General features: G+C 36.2%; 18 protein-coding genes. 9 read left to right on the top strand and 9 right to left on the bottom strand.

The features are described from left to right. Positions 1–3 precede the first annotated feature (3 nt). The 4 genes from AS161_RS01845 to AS161_RS01830 form a co-directional block, all read right to left on the bottom strand. A complete protein-coding gene (locus AS161_RS01845; protein ID WP_164541583.1) occupies positions 4–1,251 on the bottom strand; it encodes a hypothetical protein in 1,248 nt (415 codons plus the stop codon). Positions 1,252–1,261: 10 nt separating this feature from the next. Beyond that, positions 1,262–1,993: a hypothetical protein gene (locus tag AS161_RS01840; protein ID WP_241241305.1), complete on the bottom strand. Its 732-nt coding sequence runs from the start codon at positions 1,991–1,993 to the stop codon at positions 1,262–1,264. A gap of 146 nt (positions 1,994–2,139) precedes the next feature. Then, entirely contained in the window at positions 2,140–2,817 is a 678-nt protein-coding gene (locus tag AS161_RS01835) for a hypothetical protein (protein ID WP_164541582.1), read from the bottom strand. Positions 2,818–2,971: 154 nt separating this feature from the next. Beyond that, the gene (locus tag AS161_RS01830) at positions 2,972–4,933 is read right to left on the bottom strand and encodes an alpha-amylase family glycosyl hydrolase (RefSeq protein WP_164541581.1); all 1,962 of its coding nucleotides are present in this window, start codon (positions 4,931–4,933) and stop codon (positions 2,972–2,974) included. A 156-nt stretch (positions 4,934–5,089) separates the two neighbouring features. Between AS161_RS01830 and AS161_RS01825 the strand changes: the two genes are divergently transcribed. From AS161_RS01825 to AS161_RS01815, 3 genes are all read left to right on the top strand, one after another. Continuing rightward, positions 5,090–6,022: an L-lactate dehydrogenase gene (locus AS161_RS01825; protein WP_011994334.1), complete on the top strand. Its 933-nt coding sequence runs from the start codon at positions 5,090–5,092 to the stop codon at positions 6,020–6,022. Between the two features lie 234 nt (positions 6,023–6,256). Continuing rightward, positions 6,257–7,465 carry an iron-containing alcohol dehydrogenase gene (locus AS161_RS01820; RefSeq protein ID WP_164541580.1) on the top strand — a complete coding sequence of 403 codons (1,209 nt, stop codon included), beginning with the start codon at positions 6,257–6,259 and terminating at the stop codon, positions 7,463–7,465. Between the two features lie 143 nt (positions 7,466–7,608). Next, a complete protein-coding gene (locus tag AS161_RS01815) occupies positions 7,609–8,067 on the top strand; it encodes a flavodoxin family protein (RefSeq protein ID WP_011994332.1) in 459 nt (152 codons plus the stop codon). A 64-nt stretch (positions 8,068–8,131) separates the two neighbouring features. On the opposite strand, the gene AS161_RS01810 is transcribed toward AS161_RS01815, so the two are convergent. From AS161_RS01810 to AS161_RS01790, 5 genes are all read right to left on the bottom strand, one after another. Further along, on the bottom strand, positions 8,132–9,133 hold the full coding sequence (locus AS161_RS01810; RefSeq protein ID WP_164541579.1) for an ABC transporter ATP-binding protein: 1,002 nt from the start codon (positions 9,131–9,133) through the stop codon (positions 8,132–8,134). Then, a complete protein-coding gene (locus tag AS161_RS01805) occupies positions 9,117–10,118 on the bottom strand; it encodes an ABC transporter ATP-binding protein (RefSeq protein ID WP_164541578.1) in 1,002 nt (333 codons plus the stop codon). Before AS161_RS01805 ends, AS161_RS01810 begins: the two co-directional genes overlap by 17 nt. Positions 10,119–10,123: 5 nt before the next feature. After that, positions 10,124–12,616, bottom strand: coding sequence for an ABC transporter permease (locus tag AS161_RS01800; protein WP_164541577.1), 2,493 nt, complete (start codon positions 12,614–12,616; stop codon positions 10,124–10,126). Positions 12,617–12,640: 24 nt separating this feature from the next. Continuing rightward, entirely contained in the window at positions 12,641–14,023 is a 1,383-nt protein-coding gene (locus tag AS161_RS01795; RefSeq protein ID WP_164541576.1) for an ABC transporter permease, read from the bottom strand. A 91-nt stretch (positions 14,024–14,114) separates the two neighbouring features. Further along, entirely contained in the window at positions 14,115–15,935 is a 1,821-nt protein-coding gene (locus tag AS161_RS01790) for an ABC transporter substrate-binding protein (RefSeq protein WP_164541575.1), read from the bottom strand. Between the two features lie 179 nt (positions 15,936–16,114). On the opposite strand from AS161_RS01790, the gene AS161_RS01785 reads away from it, so the two are divergent. Genes AS161_RS01785 through zapA form a run of 6 tightly spaced genes read left to right on the top strand, consistent with a single transcriptional unit; the run spans position 16,115 to position 20,945 of the window. Next, the gene (locus tag AS161_RS01785) at positions 16,115–17,611 is read left to right on the top strand and encodes an HD domain-containing protein (protein ID WP_164541574.1); all 1,497 of its coding nucleotides are present in this window, start codon (positions 16,115–16,117) and stop codon (positions 17,609–17,611) included. Positions 17,612–17,667: 56 nt separating this feature from the next. Next, positions 17,668–18,426 carry a type III pantothenate kinase gene (locus AS161_RS01780; RefSeq protein ID WP_164541573.1) on the top strand — a complete coding sequence of 253 codons (759 nt, stop codon included), beginning with the start codon at positions 17,668–17,670 and terminating at the stop codon, positions 18,424–18,426. Then, positions 18,398–19,762, top strand: a complete 1,365-nt coding sequence (locus AS161_RS01775) for a radical SAM protein (protein ID WP_164541572.1) — start codon at positions 18,398–18,400, stop codon at positions 19,760–19,762. The genes AS161_RS01780 and AS161_RS01775 overlap by 29 nt, the downstream gene beginning before the upstream one ends. A gap of 51 nt (positions 19,763–19,813) precedes the next feature. Next, positions 19,814–20,425 (top strand): site-2 protease family protein, encoded by a 612-nt coding sequence (locus AS161_RS01770; RefSeq protein WP_164541571.1) that lies wholly within the window; start codon positions 19,814–19,816, stop codon positions 20,423–20,425. Positions 20,426–20,449: 24 nt separating this feature from the next. Continuing rightward, positions 20,450–20,701, top strand: a complete 252-nt coding sequence (locus AS161_RS01765; protein WP_011994322.1) for a hypothetical protein — start codon at positions 20,450–20,452, stop codon at positions 20,699–20,701. Beyond that, on the top strand, positions 20,688–20,945 hold the full coding sequence (gene zapA / locus AS161_RS01760; protein WP_011994321.1) for a cell division protein ZapA: 258 nt from the start codon (positions 20,688–20,690) through the stop codon (positions 20,943–20,945). Before AS161_RS01765 ends, zapA begins: the two co-directional genes overlap by 14 nt. Positions 20,946–20,947: the final 2 nt, after the last annotated feature.

The following is a 20,947-nucleotide window of genomic DNA, read 5'->3' as shown; positions in this document are numbered from 1 at the left end:
ACATTACCACCAAAGACTGAAATATACACCACCAACAGGCTTAAATGCATCTTTTTTTGCAAAATTACCGTCGCCAATTCTCAGTGCAACCTCGCTATTTGAAAAGCCAGTGAACTTAATTTCAGAGTAGAAGAAATCCTTCTCTTCGTAGTAACCTATAACTTTCTGATATTTTGCAAAAAGTGAAATGTTACCAAGGTTCTTACTAACATCGATATAAAAAAGCTCACCTAACGTATTAACCGAATTGTGAATAGGTTTTCCAAAAGCATAACCTAAGTTACCAGAAAAATCAAAAAGTGAGAACTTGCTACCAAAAGCGAAATAGAAATTTCCCCACCGATCTGGCGTAAACCCTGTAACATTGGAAATACCCGTTTTCTTAACATTTAAATACATTTGCCCAAAATTCACATTTACCCCCACTTCCGTGTTCTTCGCAAGGTCACTTGGAAGTGTTTCAAAATCGAAGTGAGTATTCATGTACGTATTGAAAGCAGGCGACGAACCGAACCTATACAACAGATTCACCGTGTTCTGTTGATTAATAACTTGCGGACTGTACGAAAATCTTGTATCGCTTGCACCGGCAAGTATGTAAGTGATTGCCCATCTATAATTGTTTTCAGATATCTGCGTGTACAAAAGAGAATTTCTAACGCTAAAGTGTGTTAAATCCTGCGCGGCGATCTCGGATTTGAAGTTGATACTTCCAAAAGTCTTGTTATAGTAAATGGCCGCATCGAATAAGTTAGCTCTTTTACCAATAATTAGTAACGTATCAGGAAAATTCATCTGCGCATGCATCAGATTCAATGTGTTGAACAGTGTCAACTTAACTGGAAAAATAGGATAAGTTTCGACTTCCAATCCATTTTGACCACTGTCGATTTTGTACAACACAATTGGATCCTGTGTAGAGCCGTACGTTGTGTTATCGTAAAGTGATAATTTAAATGCGTCGTTTTTAATCACAAGTTTTGCCGATTCAAGACTTGTATCTTTTAAACTGAACGATAAATCGTATCCAGAACCAAATGCACTGGCGTTAATTCTAAATTCTGTACTAAGATTCGTCTTTAAGTTATCTTCTGAAAGATCGTAAGTGAATTCAAAGTTTGCTGAGTAGTTTGTCTGCAAAGCAAAAGTAGAAGAAAGCGGAACTATTAAAATTATTAAAAAAGTTAAGATAGAAGCTGTGGTCTTGGCTGTATTACTGACAATTTTGAGGGGTTTATTTTTTTCCTTCACACTTTTCACCTCACTTGTACACAACGGCTGTTTCGATCAGAGAGTACTTAGGGTTGAAGGTTATTTCTATATCCACAGTACCAGTTCTCTCCAAACTTAATATGGCATTGTCAAATCCCGCATCGTATTTTTTTCCATCGAAGTTGAATTCCCAAGGTTTCCAGTCTCCTACGTTTCTTGTCACCTTAAATTGGTACTCTTTTTTTGTTGCGGGAAAGTTTGAAAGAGTGTAGATAAAAACTTGTCTTGTTTCATCCCACCTCATCTCTCCTGTCGAAAGGTTCCAATTGTTGAACTCTCCACCAACGTACCATTCACTTTGAATCACATTAAATTTTTCGCTATCCCCAACCCCTCGTGGTTGGTCGTTGATCATAAGCGTGGGGCTTGCGTATATCGTTAATGCTTCGGCATTCAAATTTTCTTTCCAAACCGGGATGGCTGATGACACCTTTGTTGTTCCACCTGCTTTGTACAAGACCTTATACCAACCTATTGAGTACTCACTCCCAGATCTGCTCTGATTAAAGACCATAGATGCTGTCGGTAGTTCAAAGACATAACATTTTTCCAAATCGTTGTAAGTCATCCTATCGGAATCTGAAGGTACCCAACCGTTCCACTCTCCAACAACGTAAACACCATCGGGTATTTGAAGATTGAGCAATTTCATACATCCACTGAAAAAAAGTAAAATTGTTATCGTTACAAAAATTGGTATACTCATCCAACGGACCTTCACAATCCATCACCTCCGAACCTTCGATGCCGAGTCACTGATAAGTTTAAGCTGTCATTAATTCGTATTTATTCACCATTTTCGTGAGCTATCTTACAAAAAGGGGGCTTAACGCCCCCTTTTATATCCTCAAAGAGCAAATACATTTGTTATTCCTGCGTTGGAATTGTGACAACCTTCTTGATAACGATAGGTGCTGTGTAACCGCCATCCTCAGTTTCAAATCCTTGATCGGGGTAGAAATCTCCTGCCCATTGTTTACCTTGATCATCCGTTCCACCGGTGATTACAAAGACTGCCTTCACAGAGAGTTTACTTGCATCTGTAACACCAAGTTTTGAAAGTGGAATAGCAAACTCGACAACATTCTTACCATCCTTTGTAGCTTTTGCAAAAGTTCCTTTTACCTCTGAAGCCTCACTTGTTGTAAATATCCAAGCGGTGTAATCATCCCCCCATGTTTCCAATACAAAATCTACGTCACCTTCTTCAAATTTGTAACTTCTTTCCCACGGATGTTTGTTTGTATCAGATGCACCTGCCACACCGGAAAGATCGACCATGACCATAAAATTGTTGTAACCGTCTTTTGTAAATATACCGGCAATGTAAAGATTTGTTGCATCAAAGAGAATACCCGCTTGGTAAATTTCGTTGTTTTCCCATTTTGAATCACTAGCGCCGTCTGTGTAGAGATACTCTCCCCAATCTGTTAACGTTGCATCTACCGTTACACTCTTCAATAGTAGTGGCTTTTCGAGTGACGCACAACTTGCAACCACGAGTATCAAAATAACAGCTGATGTAATGAACAATGCTTTTTTCATACTTTCAACCTCCCCTTTAAAAAGTGTGAGTTGTCTTGCAACATTTTTATTTTATCTTAAAATATTTAAATAGAAATTTTGCGTGGAAATGTTCCATTGGAAATGTTCCATTCGGTACATCTCATCACACTTGGTACCTCTTCACAAATAAATACTACTGATTATTTACAAACACATAGATCTGTCTTGGGGCGATTGTCCAAGTTGTATTTTGAGAAAGTGGTGCTTCACTTTTAGTTCCGAATTCGAATAAGTTTCCATTAAAGAAGGCGTACCATACCCAGCTATATGTTGCTGGGACTTCGTACGTGTTTGAATAAGTTTGGTCGAGATTGATTAATACAAGTACATGCTGCGTGCCATAGCTTCTTTTTATAACATAAAGGTTTTTCCAGTCCCTCTCAATCGATAAGTCCCCAAATGCCAGTGCGGGGTATGTTTTTCTCAAATATATGAATTGTTCGAAGAAGTTCAAAGTTGAGTACCCATTTTGCTCTTCTTCAACGGACACGCCATCAGATGGATCATCGTACATGGCTCCATCGACATTCGCACTACCAAAAGTGATATTCTTCTCTTGATATATCAATTTTGTCCAGTTAGTTTGACCAACGCCTTGTTGAGAAGCGTACCATTGCATCGGCTCACGAACGGGCATATCCCAAGGATCTGTACCCCATTTCCAGCCTCTTAAGCCTATTTCGTTGCCGTAATATATGGTAGGCATGCCGTTTAACGAGAGTAAAAGAGCATTTGTAAGTAAATACTGCTTTGTCCCGCTTGTGGCATCACCATGGTATTTATCATCGATCAACACCGAAATGAATCGATTCAAATCGTGACTATCGATGAATGGAAAATGGTACGTCGTTACTTGGTATTGTGAAGCTATCGAGTTTATCCAACCTATAGAATTAGATAGCAGATTGTCTATCCCTTCAAAGTTACTTGTAATGTTGTACATGAATGTAAAGTTGAAAACAGGCATAGGTGCGAATTTAGATAACGTAGTTGCCGATCCATCATAAACCTCGCTGACAACAATTGCACCATCTCCCAATTTGCTTCGTATATATTCCTCTATCTGTTTAGCAACATCTGCGGATTGGTCAATTCCATCATTCCAATCCCAACCAAAATAATGCTTTGCCGCATCTAATCTAAACCCATCAACACCCATAGTTATCCAAAAGTCAATTATATTTTTAACTTCATTTAGAACTTGTGGGTTTTCGTAGTTCAGATCTGGCATCGATGAGTCAAATAAACCAAAATACCACACCTTTTGACCTTTTGAATTTATTTTGTAATGCCAGTGGTTAGTATTTGATGGTTGCTCAAAGCTCATTGTGTAATAATTCCAATATGGAGAGTTTGTTGTGTTTTCAATCGCATCTAAGAACCAAGGATGGGTATCAGATGTGTGGTTAATGACCAAATCCATTACAACTTTTATTCCGTTTTCATTTAAAACTTTTATCATGTTGTCTAAATCTTCCAATGTTCCATAATCTGGTTCCGCATCGTAATAATCTTCCACATCGTATCCGTGGAAAGATTTGCTTTTATTAAATGGCAAAAACCAAACAGTATCAATTCCAAGAGATTTTAGATAATTAACTTTCTGTAAGACCCCATTAAAATCTCCCACTCCATCTCCATTTGTATCATAGAAAGAGCGGATAAACAATGTGTACATCGTTGAAGAAGTGAGTGGAACGTCCAAAGATATAAGATCTATACTTTCCTTTGAAATTTCGATGATTTCGCTTTCTTTTCCATTTACAATAGCTTTTATTCCGATTTTTTCAATGTTCCAGAAGTCTTTTCCTGAAAAGTTATTCAATCCAAAGAATTTTCCGTTGGCTTCCCCTATTTTACGATATTGATTTTCATTTTTCAGTTTCTTGAGCACATAATATTTAATATCAGTGTTGGTATTTAAAGTTCCAACGTCCCAATTAATACGCAATTCGTTTGTGTCAGTATTGTAGGATGCTTTGATGTTTTTTACGAAACTTTCTTCTTCCCTAATTGTGTAAAAGCAAGATGAAAGTGAGAAAATTAACATTAACACTATAAAAATGAAGCTAAAATTCGCGGTGTTTTTTTTCATAGCAAAGCCTCCAATTCAAAATTTCAATTATTATTATTATAACTTTTGAAGATTGTTTAAGAATTTTCTTCTTGGAAATTTCCACTGGTTTTTTATTTGAAATATTATCAATTTATGTTATAATTAGTTTAGACTAATTCATAAAGGGGTGATAAAATGAAAGTTTCAATTTACGGAGCAGGAAGAGTGGGAGTCAGTATTGCTTTTTCGCTTTTGCATACAAGTCTTGTTGATGAAATGGTTTTGATAGATATAGATAAGAAAAGGGCAGAAGGTGAAGCTCTAGATTTGCTCCATTCATCTTCTATGTTTAAATCATGCAATATTTGGGCTGGAGACTCAAAAGATATTGAAGATAGCGATTTCATAGTTATAACCGCTGGTAGAAGTCAAAGACCTGGTGAGACAAGGCTGGAACTTCTTGGAGATAATGTGCGTATAATGAAAGAAATATCTGAAGATATAGTCAAATATTCACCAAATAGTATAATTATAAATGTGACAAACCCAGTAGATGTTCTGACATATTTTATTTGGCAATTTACTAATTTACCATCGCAAAGAGTTATTGGTACAGGAACCACTTTAGATACCGCTCGTTTGAGAGTTTTACTTTCCCAGCAATGTGGTATATCTCCGGCGAGTATACATGCTTACGTTATCGGTGAACATGGAGATAGCGAATTTGTACCATTCTCCAATGCAACCATAGGCGGGTTAAAGTTAATAGATTACTGTAAGTTGTGTGAAAATAATTCTGAACAAGGCTTTTGTTTAAATCTTAAAATAATTGAGGAAAAAGTTAGAAAAGCAGCATATGAAATAATTGAACGAAAAGGAGCAACAAACCTTGCTATTGGTGCTGTAACCGCACGATTAATTTCAAGTATGTGGCGAAACGAAAAAAGAGTATGGACGATATCTGTTTTGGTTGATGGTATATATATCGGTTATCCTTCAGTTATCGGTAAAAGTGGAGTGGAAAAAGTTTTAAGATTGAACTTGAGCGAAGACGAAGAAAAGAAATTTCAATACTCAAGAAGTGTTATACAAAAATCTATTGAGGAGATAAAAAGTAAGATTTTTTAATTAATATTATTCACAAATTACCCAATCATCTGAAGTGCCCTAGGTGGGCACTTCTTATTTTTTATGCTTTGGTTATTTTATATTTTACATTGTTGTTTCGTGAAATTATTCATGTATTAACACAAATTAATTTTGCCTAAGTTATAATATTGTTGTAAGTGATTTTTTTCACAAATAGCTAGAGTGATTTCAGGAATTTACGATTATTAAAATACTATCGAGGAGGGAAGAAGTATGTGGGAAAGAAAAGTCAACATTTACAATGTTTTTGAGCTTAGGTGTAAGACAACGTGTTACTTTGGTGTTGGTGCGATCGAGAAAATAAAAGATATTGCCGAGTGGCTTTCTTCTAGTAAAAAAGATAAAGTTTTGATAGTTTCTGACCCTGTTGCGTATAAGGTCACAGGGGCATGGGACAAAGTGGAAAAGGCGCTTAAGGAAAGGAACATTGGATATGTTTTATACGATAAGGTAACGCCAAATCCGACAACGGATCAAATTGATGAAGCAACGAAAATTGGAAAAGATTTTGGAGCAGAAGCGGTTATCGGTATAGGTGGGGGAAGTCCTATTGATACGGCAAAAAGTGTAGCTGTGTTACTTGAGCATAAAGATAAGAATGCGCGAGAACTTTACGAAGGAAAGTTTATACCAGAGAGGGCAAAACCTATAATTGCCATCAATACAACTCATGGTACTGGTACAGAGGTTGATAGATTCGCCGTTGCGTCGATATTGGAGAAGGAATATAAACCAGCTATTGCGTACGATGTTATTTATCCAACATTCGCCATAGACGACCCACAACTTATGGTTACTCTACCGTATAAGCAAACGCTATATACGTCTATTGATGCACTTAATCATATAACAGAGGCAGCAACAACACTGGCAAGGAATCCATATTCGATACTCCTTGCAAAAGAAACTGTTAGATTGATTGCGACATATCTGCCACAAGCTTTGAGTAATCCGAACGATTTAAATGCAAGATACTATTTACTCTATGCTTCGGCGATAGCAGGTATATCTTTTGATAATGGACTTTTGCATTTCACACATGCTTTAGAACATCCTTTAAGTGCTGTTAAACCTGAGCTTGCTCACGGTTTGGGACTTGCTATGCTTTTACCAGCTGTTGTTAAGGAAATTTACCCATCAACTGCAGAAATTCTTGCTGAAGTGTACGAACCTATTGTCCCTGGCTTAAAAGGTAATCCTGCGGAAGCTGAGAAAATTGCAAAAGGTATAGAGGACTGGTTATTTGCCATGGGAGTTACACAAAAACTTGGGGATGAAGGATTTAAAGACTCAGATATTGAAAAGCTTACCAATCTTGCGCTTACAACTCCTTCTCTTGATTTATTGCTCAGCGTGGCACCTATAAAGGCTGAAAGGGAAGTTATAGCAAGAATATACAAGAATTCTTTGAGAAGAATGTGAGAAATCAATGTAAGAACTCATAGTGATTTTAATGAAAAGAGATTGTGCCTTGTGCACAATCTCTTTTTTATTTTCTTCAAATTGTGGTAAAATAATTATTAGACTTTTTAAGCTTTTTTAAAAAATGAAGAGGGGGGATTCTGATGGAAGGGAAGAATGCGATTATAATTTGTGTGTCTAAACATCAAGGAAATACTTTAAAAATTGCTAATAAGATGGCTGAGGTTTTGAAATGTGAAGTTAAAGGTCCTAAAGAAATAAGCCCTGAAGAGATTTTAAAATACGATATTATTGGTTTGGGTTCAGGTATTTATGCTTTTGGTATGCACAGATCATTAAAGAGGTTAATTAAAAAGGTCAAAGATGGCGATGGGAAGAAGGTATTTTTATTTTCAACTTCAGCGGATTTGGATGGGAAGAAGTATCACAAAAGTATGATAAGACTTTTAGAAAAAAAGAATTTTAACTTGATTGGTGAATTTAATTGCCCTGGTTCTTATTTTGGATTGATTTTTGGAAAGAAAGGCGGAGTCAATCCGGATAGACCAGATGAGTCTGATTTAAATGCTGCCGCGGAATTTGCAAGGAAAATGGCTTTTTAAAATATTTTATTTGAATTGAAAAAAAGGCTTCGGTTAATCACCGAAGCCTTTTTTATTTAATTTCTTATCTAAGTTTTCCTTCTTGTACAGGATAGCAAGCAACAAAATGTCCTGGTGCTACTTCTTTTAATTCTGGATGCGGGTCAGTTTTACAACGTTCTTCTTTGAATGGGCATCTATCGTAAAATCTACAAATTGGTGGTGGGTCTATTGGAACGCTTATGTTTCCAATTATGTTTGGTTCAGCTCTTTTATATTCTGGATCTGGAACTGGAACAGCGTCAATGAGTGCTCTTGTATACGGGTGCATAGGATTGTGAAGCAGTTCTTCCGTTTCAGCAAGTTCAACTATTTTACCAAGGTACATAACAGCGATTCTGTTAACCATGTATCTTGCAACAGCAAGGTCGTGTGTGATATACAAATAGCTCATATTGTGCTTTTGTTGGAGTTCCATCATGAGGTGCATAACACCTGTTCTTACAGAAACGTCAAGCATTGATGTTGGCTCATCGGCGACGATTAGTTTTGGATTTAATATAAGTGCACGTGCTATTGCGACTCTTTGCCTTTGACCACCAGATAATTCGTGCGGATATCTCCACAAAAAGCTTTCTGGAGGTGTTAGTCCAACTTCTTGGAGCAAGTTTGATACTTTTTCTTCTCTTTCTTCTAAAGTTCCAACATTATGAATATTCAAAGGTTCGGCAATTATATCGAATATTGTCATTCTTGGATTTAGTGATTCGTATGGGTCTTGGAATATCATTTGGACTTGTGCGTGGTATTCCATTCTTTCGTATTCTTCAATTGGCTTTCCAAGTAGTTTTATTGTTCCTTCCGTTGGTTGTTCTAACCTTACGACCATCCTACCCGTAGTTGTTTTACCACATCCGGATTCTCCAACTAATCCTAAAGATTCTCCTTCTTTTATTTCAAAAGAGATGTCATCAACAGCGTGGACAAAGTGCTTGGCTCTTGAAAAGAGAGCTCTCTCTGCCGCAAAGAACTTTTTCAAGTTTTTGACTTCAAGTAATACGTTGTTTGTATTATTTTTTGAACTCATTCTGTCTCACCTCTTCTGTAAGTGGATGCCAGCAAGCAAGGAAGTGACCCTTCTCAACTTCTACGTATTCAGGTTCGGTTGTCATACATTTATCCGTTGCCCAAGGACATCTTGGAGCGAATCTGCAACCGGTTGGTGGATTCAATAAGTCAGGTGGTTCACCTGGAATAGTGAATAGTTTTCTTTTTTCACCAACATGGCTTGGGAATGCGTTCATGAGCAGAAATGTATAAGGATGCATTGGTCTTTTGAATATAGTTGTAGAGTCAGCTTGCTCGACAAATTTACCGGCGTACATTACTGCGATTTTATCGCTGACTTCTGCTATAACTGCGATATCGTGAGAGATGTATATCATCGCCATGTTTAGTTCTTTTTGGATTTTCTTCATTTCCCTTAGTATTTTATCTTGTACAATTACATCAAGAGCGGTTGTAGGTTCATCTGCGATTATTACTTTCGGATCACATGCGAGTGATAAGGCTATCACTGCTCTTTGTTTCATACCACCGCTGTATTGGTGTGGATATTGCTCCATACGTTTTGGATCGAGTGTAACTAATTCGAAGAGTTTTGCGACTTTTGCTTTTGCCTCATCAATTGGTGTATCAGGATAGTGATTGAGTATAGCTTCAACAATTTGGTCACCGACTTTGTAAACGGGATTTAGTGAGTTCATAGCTGCTTGGAAGACCATCGATATGCCTTTCCATCTGTAGTGTCTCATTTCGTCTTCTTGGAGAGAAACTAAGTCAACCATTTTTCCATTATCGTTGAACCAAACATGTCCGCCCATGAATTGAGCGTTCTCAGGTAGTATTCTTAATAAGGTCATTGAAACAGAAGTTTTACCACAACCGGATTCACCCACTATACCAAGGCTTTCGCCCGATTCCAATTCAAATGAGATACCATCAACGGCTTTAACGTAACCTTTCTTTGTTTTATAATGCATTTTGAGATTTTCAACTTTTAATATCGCCACAGTTATCACCTCTTTCTAAGTCTTGGGTTGACGATTTCTTCAAGACCTCTTCCGAGGAAGTAGAATGCTGCACACAGCAGTGTAATAGCTCCACCTGCAGGTACCCACATCCACCAATAAGCACCTATGTTTCCAGAACCGAGATATCCTGAACTCCAAACTGTGTTTATCATCAATCCCCATGACATTCTAACTTTCATAAGCCCGAAGAAGCTGAGCACTGCTTCGGAGAAGACAGCACCAGTTACATTGAACATCATGTATAGGAATGAAAGTGGCATAACATTTGGAATTATGTGATTGAATATTATGTATCCGTGACTTCCTCCGGATACTCTTGCAGCATCAATATATGGCTTAACTTTTATCGTCAAAGCTTGAGCTTTAAGAACGAGTGTTATACCACCAAAACCACCGAGTAAACCGAGAATAATTGCGAGTTTGAACAGATTCATCGTCATGAAGCCGGAAAGAACAATTAAGAATGCTGTTGATGGGAAGAGCATCATAAGGTCCGCTATTCGCATGAATATGATGTCAACAGCACCACCGTAGTATGCGGCTGCTGTACCTATAATTGTACCGATTACGACGGTGATTAACGCAGCAAGAACGCCAAGTACGAATTCGCTCGGGGTACTAACCATAAGTTGTACAAATATGTCTCTACCAACTGGGTCTGTACCAAGCCAATGCCATCTACTTGGCGGAAGTGGATGTCCAACACCTATTTTATTTGTAATAGAAAGTGTGTTGAATATTTCAACAAGTTTCTTTTCCGCAAATTCTTTCGACCAATTTGTTTTCTGTGGCTTTTCGTAATCTTTTATATCTTTAATATTTGCCCATGCGGATGTATCACTCAAGTATTGTTTGTGTTCATTTAACATTTTATAGTAAATATTATCGTTTATGTCGCCTTCACCGATTAAAAATCTCGCAGCTTCAACAGGCTCTTTATAGTTCTTTAATTTTTCAACTATATCTAAACGCTTGAAATCATCGAGCTGAGAATTTTCGATATTCGCTATGATTTTGTCTAGTTTTTTCGTTCCTTTGTATGCGTAAGCCATTAAAGATGTTATTGGATCTGAAAGAACTTTTATAACTTTACTACCTAACATTTCGTAATTATCAGGCACATTTTCATCGTTAAGTAAAGAAGCCATAAATGATCTCGCTGTGGCTATCTTAATAAAAGCACTGTTTAATTCATAGACAAATCCCTTTCTAATATTTGAGGAATATTTTCCAAGTTCATTCTCAAGTTTCGCCCTAAGCTCAGGACTTATATCTATTGAAACTTTTGCCAAAGTCATACCTGCGTAAATCTCAAGAAATTCGACTGTGTTTTCGTGCGATACTTCAAGCCCTATGGATTTAATTTCTTCTTCAATTGTTTTTATTGTTCTATTAGCTTTTGAAATTGCTGAAGTGTATATATCTTTATTTGAAAGATCTGAAAGTTTCGATTTTGCATAATTGAGTAAAACAGAGAATTTACTGTTGCCTATCTGTTCTTCGATTTTTCCATTTTCCTTTGATAGAACAAGTAAATCTGGAATAACGTTAAATGCTGCAGCATAGACCAATGATTCAACTGGTACTATGTTATTTTGAATAACTTCTGAAAGTTGTGTGTCAGATTGCACATACAATTGTCCAGTTGTACTTACATCTGAAACACCTTTAGCGACTTCTACAACTTGCTTTTCCGCATTTTCAACTTCTTCGCTTGAGTATGTTTGTGTGAGAAGATAATTGAATTCTTCAACAACTTCTGGTTTGTCTCTATTTAAGCTTCTGAACCAAAGAGTGACACGGGATACTTCATCGGAATCTTTATAATTTGAAAGCGCGATGGCAAGAGTTTTATAATCAATTTTTTGTAATAATTCAGAGAAGTCAGAAAATGAAAATTTATCCCTGTTGCCTATATCTTTCGCCGAAGAAATTGGTGAAAATTTTATAAAGCCATGGTCAACGAGTTCTGAAACACTTGTTTGGAAATACAATCTTTCTTTTGTTGGTATGTAACTATCTGCAATTGTGTCAAGTAGGTGTCTAAAACTATCTGGTGCGTATGTTGTCATTATCTCGTATTGGGAATTTCTAACGAGGTTCTCCATTGAAGATTTAAACGCTTCTCCTTTATCCATGAACGAGTAAACCCAAAGTTGAGCGGATGGAATTTCTATACCTTTAACCAAATTTTGTGTTGAAAGATAATCGGTTATGTACTTTGTTGAGAGTATTCTCGAATCAAGGCCAACAACAGGATCGTATATGCTTGGGTCAAGCATTCTTAGAACAATTGGTGATAATGCGCCGAATATACCAAATGCTATAATAAGCCATAACCCAAACATTCCCATTTTACTCTCTTTAAATAATGCCCAATTTTTCTTAAAATTCTTGATAAAGAGTTTAAACTTTATCTTAGCAATTGATTCTTTTCTATTTTGGATTTCCGCTGATTGATTAATGTTGTTTGCCATCTCATATCACCTCTCTTGCTACCATCAGTATCTGATTCGTGGATCTAAGAAAGCGTACAGTATATCCGCTACAAGGTGTGCAAAAAGTACGAGCACACCTGTAAAGACAAGACATCCAATTGCAAGGGGTGTGTCTTGTGAGGTTGTTGCTTCAAGCAATGTTAATCCCATCCCTTTCCAAGAGAACATAGTTTCAGTGATGACCCCACCACTGACAGTTGAGGCAAGACCTATGACAAAACTGGTCATCAACGGTAGTAAAGCCGTTCTCGCAGCATGTTTGTCTCTTATTACTTTATCTGGCAAACCTTTTGCGCGTGCGGTTGTGATATAGTCTTCTTTGACAACTTCAAGCATGGTGTCTCTCATAACTAACATGTCTCCTGCAAAGTGTAATGTGACAAGAGCAATTGTTGGAAGTGCTAAGTGGTAAATTATGTCCAAAGCGTAACTGCCCATACCGTTTGTTAGCCAGAAAACTATAGACAAAACAATCCCAGCTATTACTGATGACCAAATCGCGGTCTTTTTGGCTTTTATTGTCTTTAACTTACTTGCTATAACTATACCTATTATCCACATGATGAGTAAGAATAGTTCTGTCCAAAGTAGTTTTATGAATACATCCTGTGCACTGAATGGAGCATTGAACCACTTAGATGGGGTAACGAACCCAGAGAGTGGGAACCATTTTAAAGTAACTGCAAAGAGCCATATTATTATAAGCATGTAAAATGGAGTAAATATTGTCCAAAAGATAATACCAACAAGTGTTGCAGCTTTATCGGTTATCCCTCCACGTTTCCATGCTATTCTTTTTCCAAGGTCAAATCCTAACAGGAAGGAAAGTATTGAACTTGCTAAGAACAAAAATAGCGTTCTTGGCAATCTTTCCGCTATAATTTCTTCAACTTTTTTGGGGTATTCACTAAACGAAACTCCCATTTCCAAATTGAAGAAATTTTTCATATGTTTGTAGTATTTTACGTACCACGGGTCTTCGACTCCAAAGAGTTGTTTCATTCGTTCGTACATCTCGGGATTTCTCATCAATTTTGGATCTAAGAATTTCGTCGTGTAATCACCAGGCATTGCTAAGAAAATGAAAAATACTACGGTTACGTAGATTACAAGTAAGAGCACAATTTGAGCAATGCGATTTCTTATGAACTTTGCAAGCCCCGGTAAGTCAAATGAGTAGAAGTAAACAATTGGAGCGATGATAAAGTTGAATCTTGGACTGAATAAATAAAGGTATTTTACATTGAAGAGAGCACCGTAGTATACTGCGAGAGAAATTAACAAAAATATGTAATTAAGTGGTTTTTTACCTTTTTTTACAGAATAATACACACCAACTAGTGGAACAATTACTCCAAATATGATTAATAGTACTTGTTTTGTCATCTTCACCTCTCCTTTGAATTTTTGTAATTGATTTATATTTGAACTAAACAGTCCCCCTTCCGGGGGACTGAAGGGATTTTAAAGCTTGGAATTATTGTGCTTTCTTTACTCCTTCTGGGAATCCGTAGTAACCTTGGATACCATCAAGCATATTGTCGAATGGGAATTTAATGGATGTTCTATATGCTTCTATCATTGGGTTTGTGAAGAGGATTATGTATGGGAGATCGTCTGCGAGTATCTTTTGTGCTTCAAATATTGCTTTTCTTGCTTGGTTGAAATCATCTGCGTATTCAAATTCTTCAACAAGAGCGTCAAACTCTGGGTTCTTATATCCTGGTGTGTTGAATCCATCTGGTGCCATTTCTCCACTGTGCCAGAACGATTTGAAGTATGTTGGGACTCTTCCAATTCCCCAACCGAGTATGTACATATCGAAGTCAACTTCATCGAATGCTTTTGTTACAATTTCGTTGAAATCTGTGAGTTTGAGGTTAATTGGCATACCGATGTTCTTTGCCCATTGTTCGATATACATAGCTGTTTGTGCCCTCATTGGGTCGTAATCCATACCTGGTGATAAGAGAGTAAGTGTTGGTACTGGTTTGCCATCTGGACCTTTTAAGCCTTTACCTTGTGTCTTAACTGGGTTCTTTGTATCTTTTGGATCGATAACTGGTTCAACGTCCCATTTGAAGCCGGCTTTCTTAAGTAAATTGATTGCAAGTTGATATCTTTCACCCATACTGAGTCCTTCACCGATAGTTTTAACTGCGGAATTGTACCAGAATGTGTTGGCTGGTGGTACTGGTGTTGCAAGTGGAATAGCTCTACCTTGGAGCACCTGGTTACATATGAAATCGCGGTCGATTAATGCTGCCAATGCTTGTCTGAATTCTTTCACGTTCATTGGGAATTTTCTCATGTTGAATGCAAGGTATCTGAAACCAAGTTGTGGGTTGGAAACTATCTTTATGTCTTTCTGTCCTTTAAGTTGCTCTGCTTCACCTGCCGTTAGTCCAACTGGGTTGTAAATGTAGTCGATGTCACCGGCGATAAGTGCTTGGATAGCAACTTGTTTGTTACCGTAAACTTTGTAAACTATTGTGTCTACGAATGGCCCATTAACAACTTCGAGAGCCACATCTCCAGCAGGTTTTGGGTCTGTTGTTGACCATTTGAACCCTGTCTTTGGGTTAACAATTGAAAAACCGCCGTTTTTGTAGTATAAGTTCTTTTCTCCGTATGACCAATATTTATCATTTGAAATTTGTTTTACAACTTGTACGAACGCACCTTTTTCAATTTTACCAAGGTTGAGTGCTGTTATACCTGGGTCAATGACTTCTTGAGAGAGTAACCATTTGACTGGATCTTTCTGCTTCTTAGCCTTATCTACTATAGGTTTCCAATAGTTACTGCAAACAATTGCTGTCATTAATGTGTCATAGTAAATTGTCATTGTCTTCTTTTCTTTGAAGTAGAATTTTACTGTCCATGTGTCGATTTTTTCAACTTTTTCTGGTTCGTAGGCTCCACCCCAGTTACCACCTGGTATTTCCATGCCTTTAACCGTTGTGTACGTAAACACAACATCGTCTGCTGTAAATGGTGCACCGTTTGACCAGCGCATATCTTTTCTGAGTTTCACTGTAACGGTGTACATATTTCCTTCTTTAACGATTTTTGGAATATCGGCAGCTGCGGATGGTATGAGCTGACCTTCTTTGTTCATACCAAGTAGTGATGGATATTTCCAAAGTTGGACAACGAAGTTCCAGGAAGACGAACCTGAACCGAGCAAGTTCCAAATGTTTGTTGTCGTAATATCAGAGAATATACCGTAGTTTACCTGCACTGCAAAAAGCGAAACTACAAAAAGTACTGCCAAAAATACAACAAGTTTCTTCACAACTAACCCCTCCTTCTTTTTAGTGTGGGAACCCCCTTGTATTTTTTTTCGAATATATTATACAATAATTTCATAAACTTTTGCAAATTGTAATTGAAACAAATTTTTGGAAGCTTTTTCAAGCATTTCTTTGCATATTTCTAACATTATATGATAAAATATAACTGGAGGTGATATTTGTGTATTATAAAGTTTCTCGCGATCCGATTTATTCTGAAATTTTGCTTTACCCTTTGGAGATTCTTTTAATTGATACAAAAGCAATGCAGCGTTTGAGATATTTAAGCCAACTCGTAGGTTCTGAGTATGTTTATCCTGGAGCTACACATACCAGGTTTGCGCATTCACTTGGTGTTATGCACCTTTCCGGTGTGTATGCCGAACATCTTTACGATACTCCCGATAAAGTTAGAATTCTTAGGTTGGCAGGTCTACTTCACGATATTGGTCATGGACCTTTTAGCCATCAATTTGACGACGTAGTTTACAAAAAACTTGGATTTAAAGATGGTCATGATGAATACAGACATAGGTTATTGAGGGAATATTTCCCAAAAGAGATGAAAAAAAAGTATGATGAAGCGCCAGCTAAATTGAAAAAAGCAGTTATAGAAGACTTAGAAATTACGTTGGGTGAATTATCAAATAATATGGAAGATAATTTTGCTCAGTTAATGGAAGAGGTCATCAAAGTCTACGAAGGTGAAGAACATGGAACTATAGATTTCGCGATAGTTCAGGGGCCTCTTGGCGCAGATAGGTTGGATTTTGTATTAAGAGATTCGTATTACGCTGGCACGCGTGGATTTGGAACAGGTGCAATTGACAGACTCATAAGGAATGCTATGATAGTCAACAAAGATAATGAAAGTATTTTAGCGTATGATTCAAAAGTTGTTGATGAGATATACACCATACTTTTTGGAAGATTTATGATGTATAAAAATGTTTATTTTCATAAAACATCACGTGCTGCGGATATGATGATACAGGAACTCTTGGAGCTATCATATAAAGCTTTGAGACTAGATGAAAGGGTAATGAATATACATTCTTTCCTTGATTTAACGGACCAGACGATTATAAACGAAGTTATTTATAAATTTAATGATTTGGTTGAACAATACGGCGGTGATGAAGAGACAAAGCAAAGTTTATTAAAATACGAAATAGATTTACAACCACTTGAACTTGATATCGTTATGGCGTACGAGATTGTTGAGAGATTGAAGTCGAGAAATTTATGGAAGTTAGTTCTCGAAACCCCGTTTTCAATAGAAGGGGTTGACCCCTCACTCGTTAGCCAAGGAATAGCAAGTGATTTATTACAGAAAATAAGGTTGAAACTCGAAAGGTCTTATGAAATTGCAGATGAAGAAGATAAAAGAATAATTCTGTATATGATTAATAACTTTGATGATGTTTTTAGGATAGACACCCCTTACAAACTTACCATAGTTCATCCTGAGGAATTTTTGAGAAGTAACATATACATTATCAAGAAAAATCATCTTATGACATTCGAGGAGTATGTAAAAAATTACCCAGCTTACAATTTTATGAAAAGCAACCTTATACAGATAATACGCATTTATGTGACAAAAGATGTTAGAGAGATTCTTGAAAAGTATAAGATGTTACCTGAAACGGTTACAGAGATAACAACAAGATGGTAGAATAAATCATTTGAATTTTCAAAATGGTCTTTTAAATGATGAAGGGAGTGTATTCAATGCTCTTATTATTTGACGTTGGAAATACACATACCACTGTAGCTTTGACAAGAGATGGAAAAATGTTTGAAAAATACAGGATATCAACAAAAAAGTATGAAACAGAAGACGAACTTTACGTTTTCTTAAAGAGTTTATATGGTGGCACAGTAATAGAAGGTATTGCAACTGTTGTTTCTTCTGTTGTTCCTTCTTTAAATATTGTTTTTGAGTACTTTGCGAATAAATATGGTGATGGAAATGTTTACTTTGTCAGTTCGACGGATTACAATAAAATTGTATGGAATATAAATTATCCAAAGGAATTGGGAGCAGATAGGGTATGCGATGTTATAGCAGCGTACAAAGAGTATGGAAAAGATTGTATAATTATAGATTACGGAACAGCTATAACTATTGACGTGCTAAAAGATGGTGTTTACGAAGGCGGAGTTATAATGCCTGGATTCGCAATGATGATAAACGCGCTTTTCAAAGGTACTGCTAAACTGCCACTTGTTGAGATTAAACCATACGATGGTTTTATTGGGAAAGACACGGAATCGAATATAAGGATAGGAACGATAAATGCAACAGTTGGTGCGATTAAATATGTTGTGGAAAATATAACGAAAGAGTATAATACTCCACCTGTTATAATTCATACTGGTGGTCATGCTTTGTATGTTCAGAAAATTGTTGATGGAGTCGTAGATAGGGATCTTACACTGAGAGGGATGTATTATTTTTATGAAGAGAAAAAGAATTCTGCTTGTTAATCCATGGATAGAGGATTTCGCAGCTTACGATTTTTGGCTCAAGCCTGTTGGCCTTTTATATGTCGGTTCTTTCCTTAAATCTTTAGGCATAGAAGTTGAATTAATTGATTTAATGAATAGATACGATCCAGAATTATCAGATTATACAAAGGTTCCAAAGGATAAATTTTACGGTACCGGTAAATTTCCACACATAGAAATAGAAAAACCTAAAATTCTCAGTTTTGTACCAAGGAAATATAAAAGGTATGGGATGCCAGAAGAATTATTTAGGAAAAAATTGCAAAAAATAAAAGAAAATGGCAGTATAGACGCCATTTTCGTTACTTCAACTCTCACTTATTGGTATCCGGGGTATTTTGATACAATAAATGTATTAAGGCAGGAACTAGGTGTACCAATAGTTTTTGGCGGCTTTTTTGTAAGGAACCAGCCGCACATAGCGAAAAAAAGTGGTGCTTATATATTTACGAAAACGGATTTAAGATTTTTACCAAAGTTTTTAAATGATTTACTTGGCTGGAATCTCCAAAATTCTGAAAAAGATTGGTTTTTGGAACTATCACCTGCTTATGAGCTTTACGAACGAATAGGCTACGTTGTTCTTTTAACAACGCTTGGATGCCCCTACAAATGTACTTACTGTATTGCTCATCGAAATTGGGAACGGATGAAATTCAAAGACCCATACAGAGTATTAGATGAGATAGAGAAGTTTTCAGAATTGTTGAAAATCCAAGATATAGTATTTTTCGATGATGCGATATTGATAAAATGGCAAAAACATTTGAAAGTAATACTATCTGAGATTATCGCACGAGGTTTAAACAAAAAAATACGATTTCATCTTCCAAACGGTATCCATGCAAAATTGCTAAACGAAGAAGTTGCCAATTTACTTTACGAAGCTAATTTTAAAACGATAAAACTTGGATATGAAACATCTGGTAAGCTTCAACTTGAAACAGGTGGTAAAGTTAGGGATGAAGATGTTGTAAGAGCTGCAGAAATACTTAGAAGTGCAGGCTTTACTTACAAAGAAGTCAGTGCGTATATAATGATTAATCTTCCAGGACAGACAGAAGAAGATGTTAAGAATGCTGTTGATGTTTGTTCTTCTGTTGGCATAGATTATTCTTTAAACGAGTTTACACCTATTGTTGGAACAGATATATGGATTGAGCTTGTGAATAAAGGTTTGTTGAAAGGCACAGAAGATCCTTTGCTGCTAAACAACACAATACTTCCTTACTGGTGGAATAATATGAGAATAGAACAAATAAGAAAACTAAAAGAATACGCCCAAGAGAAAAGGAAGTTGTATACAAAAGAATAGCTTTAATTTAGTTAAGTTTTGATATAATTTAATAAATAGGGGGGGATTTTCTTGTCAGCTTTGCTTATATCTGTTATTAAAAATATTATAATTGGCTTAATTGCTTACCTTTTAATTAGTTTACCACGGGAATGGTTAAGAAATTTTTTTATGAAACTTATAAATATTAGGACCGATGATAAAGTAGTATTTCTCAAAAAGAATGGCCTTTTTAAATATGTTGATCCAATCGGTTTACTGACATTTATATTTTTTGACTTTGGTTGGATTCATCAACCTGCAATTGATTATTCAAAAACTAAGGGAAAAAAATTATTCATATACTCTATATTTGGAATAATATCGAGCTTCATACTATTTTTTTTGTACGCTTATTTATGTAGGGTTTTGAATAACGCACTTTTGTTTAATTTATTCTATACTTCAGCCAAGTGGAGTTTGACATTGGCTATAATATCATTATTCCCAATTCCTCCGCTTGATGGTTCAAGAATTATTCTTTCATTTCTTCCATCAAAATATTATGAATGGTACTTAAAATTTAGTTTTTATGGTATCATATTTATGATAGGGCTGCTTGTGCTGTGGATTTTGCCTATGATAATGCAGCCTTTGAGTTTATTTATCACAAATGTAACAAACTTTATTACATTTCGAAACTAGTAAAACACGGGGAGGAGTGGTAAAATGGATGATAAGATGCAAGAATTAGAACGCTTAGTGGAAGGGTTAATAACAATTTATAAGGAACTTAAGAGTGAGAACGAAAGCTTATGGAATGAGTTAAACCAGGCTATTGAGAAAATAAACACTTTGGAGAACGAAAAGCGACAGCTCGAAGAAGTTCTCAAAAATAATGAAGAGGTAATGAACAAGCTAGTCATAAGGGTTAAAGACCTTATGAAAGTCTTGGATGTGAATTACCATGAAGAGGGTTAGTATAACGCTATATGGAAAAAGTTATGAATTCGCAACTGATGGATCTGAAGAATTAATAAACTATGTAAATAGAAGAATTAAGGACCTTCAGCTAAACTATAAGAATTTGTACGAGGAGATTCCGTTTGACGAACTCCTCGTATTAATGTTATGTGATTTACTTGAACAAGAGTATAATCTTAAAAAGAATATTGAAAGTACACTTTTTAGACTGAAAGAAAAACTTAAAAATGTATTGCAGTAAAA

The organism is Fervidobacterium sp. 2310opik-2 (assembly GCF_011057735.1).
Taxonomy (GTDB): Bacteria; Thermotogota; Thermotogae; order Thermotogales; family Fervidobacteriaceae; genus Fervidobacterium; species Fervidobacterium nodosum.
This window is presented reverse-complemented; position numbering and strand designations above follow the sequence as displayed.

Bases quoted from the DNA above. Each gene is read 5' to 3' on its own strand.
- AS161_RS01835 (WP_164541582.1), bottom strand. From the start codon at position 2,817: ATGAAAAAAGCATTGTTCATTACATCAGCTGTTATTTTGATACTCGTG.
- AS161_RS01830 (WP_164541581.1), bottom strand. From the start codon at position 4,933: ATGAAAAAAAACACCGCGAATTTTAGCTTCATTTTTATAGTGTTAATG.
- AS161_RS01825 (WP_011994334.1), top strand. From the start codon at position 5,090: ATGAAAGTTTCAATTTACGGAGCAGGAAGAGTGGGAGTCAGTATTGCT.
- AS161_RS01820 (WP_164541580.1), top strand. From the start codon at position 6,257: ATGTGGGAAAGAAAAGTCAACATTTACAATGTTTTTGAGCTTAGGTGT.
- AS161_RS01815 (WP_011994332.1), top strand. From the start codon at position 7,609: ATGGAAGGGAAGAATGCGATTATAATTTGTGTGTCTAAACATCAAGGA.
- AS161_RS01810 (WP_164541579.1), bottom strand. From the start codon at position 9,133: ATGAGTTCAAAAAATAATACAAACAACGTATTACTTGAAGTCAAAAAC.
- AS161_RS01800 (WP_164541577.1), bottom strand. From the start codon at position 12,616: ATGGCAAACAACATTAATCAATCAGCGGAAATCCAAAATAGAAAAGAA.
- AS161_RS01795 (WP_164541576.1), bottom strand. From the start codon at position 14,023: ATGACAAAACAAGTACTATTAATCATATTTGGAGTAATTGTTCCACTA.
- AS161_RS01780 (WP_164541573.1), top strand. From the start codon at position 17,668: ATGCTCTTATTATTTGACGTTGGAAATACACATACCACTGTAGCTTTG.
- AS161_RS01775 (WP_164541572.1), top strand. From the start codon at position 18,398: ATGAAGAGAAAAAGAATTCTGCTTGTTAATCCATGGATAGAGGATTTC.
- AS161_RS01765 (WP_011994322.1), top strand. From the start codon at position 20,450: ATGGATGATAAGATGCAAGAATTAGAACGCTTAGTGGAAGGGTTAATA.
- zapA (WP_011994321.1), top strand. From the start codon at position 20,688: ATGAAGAGGGTTAGTATAACGCTATATGGAAAAAGTTATGAATTCGCA.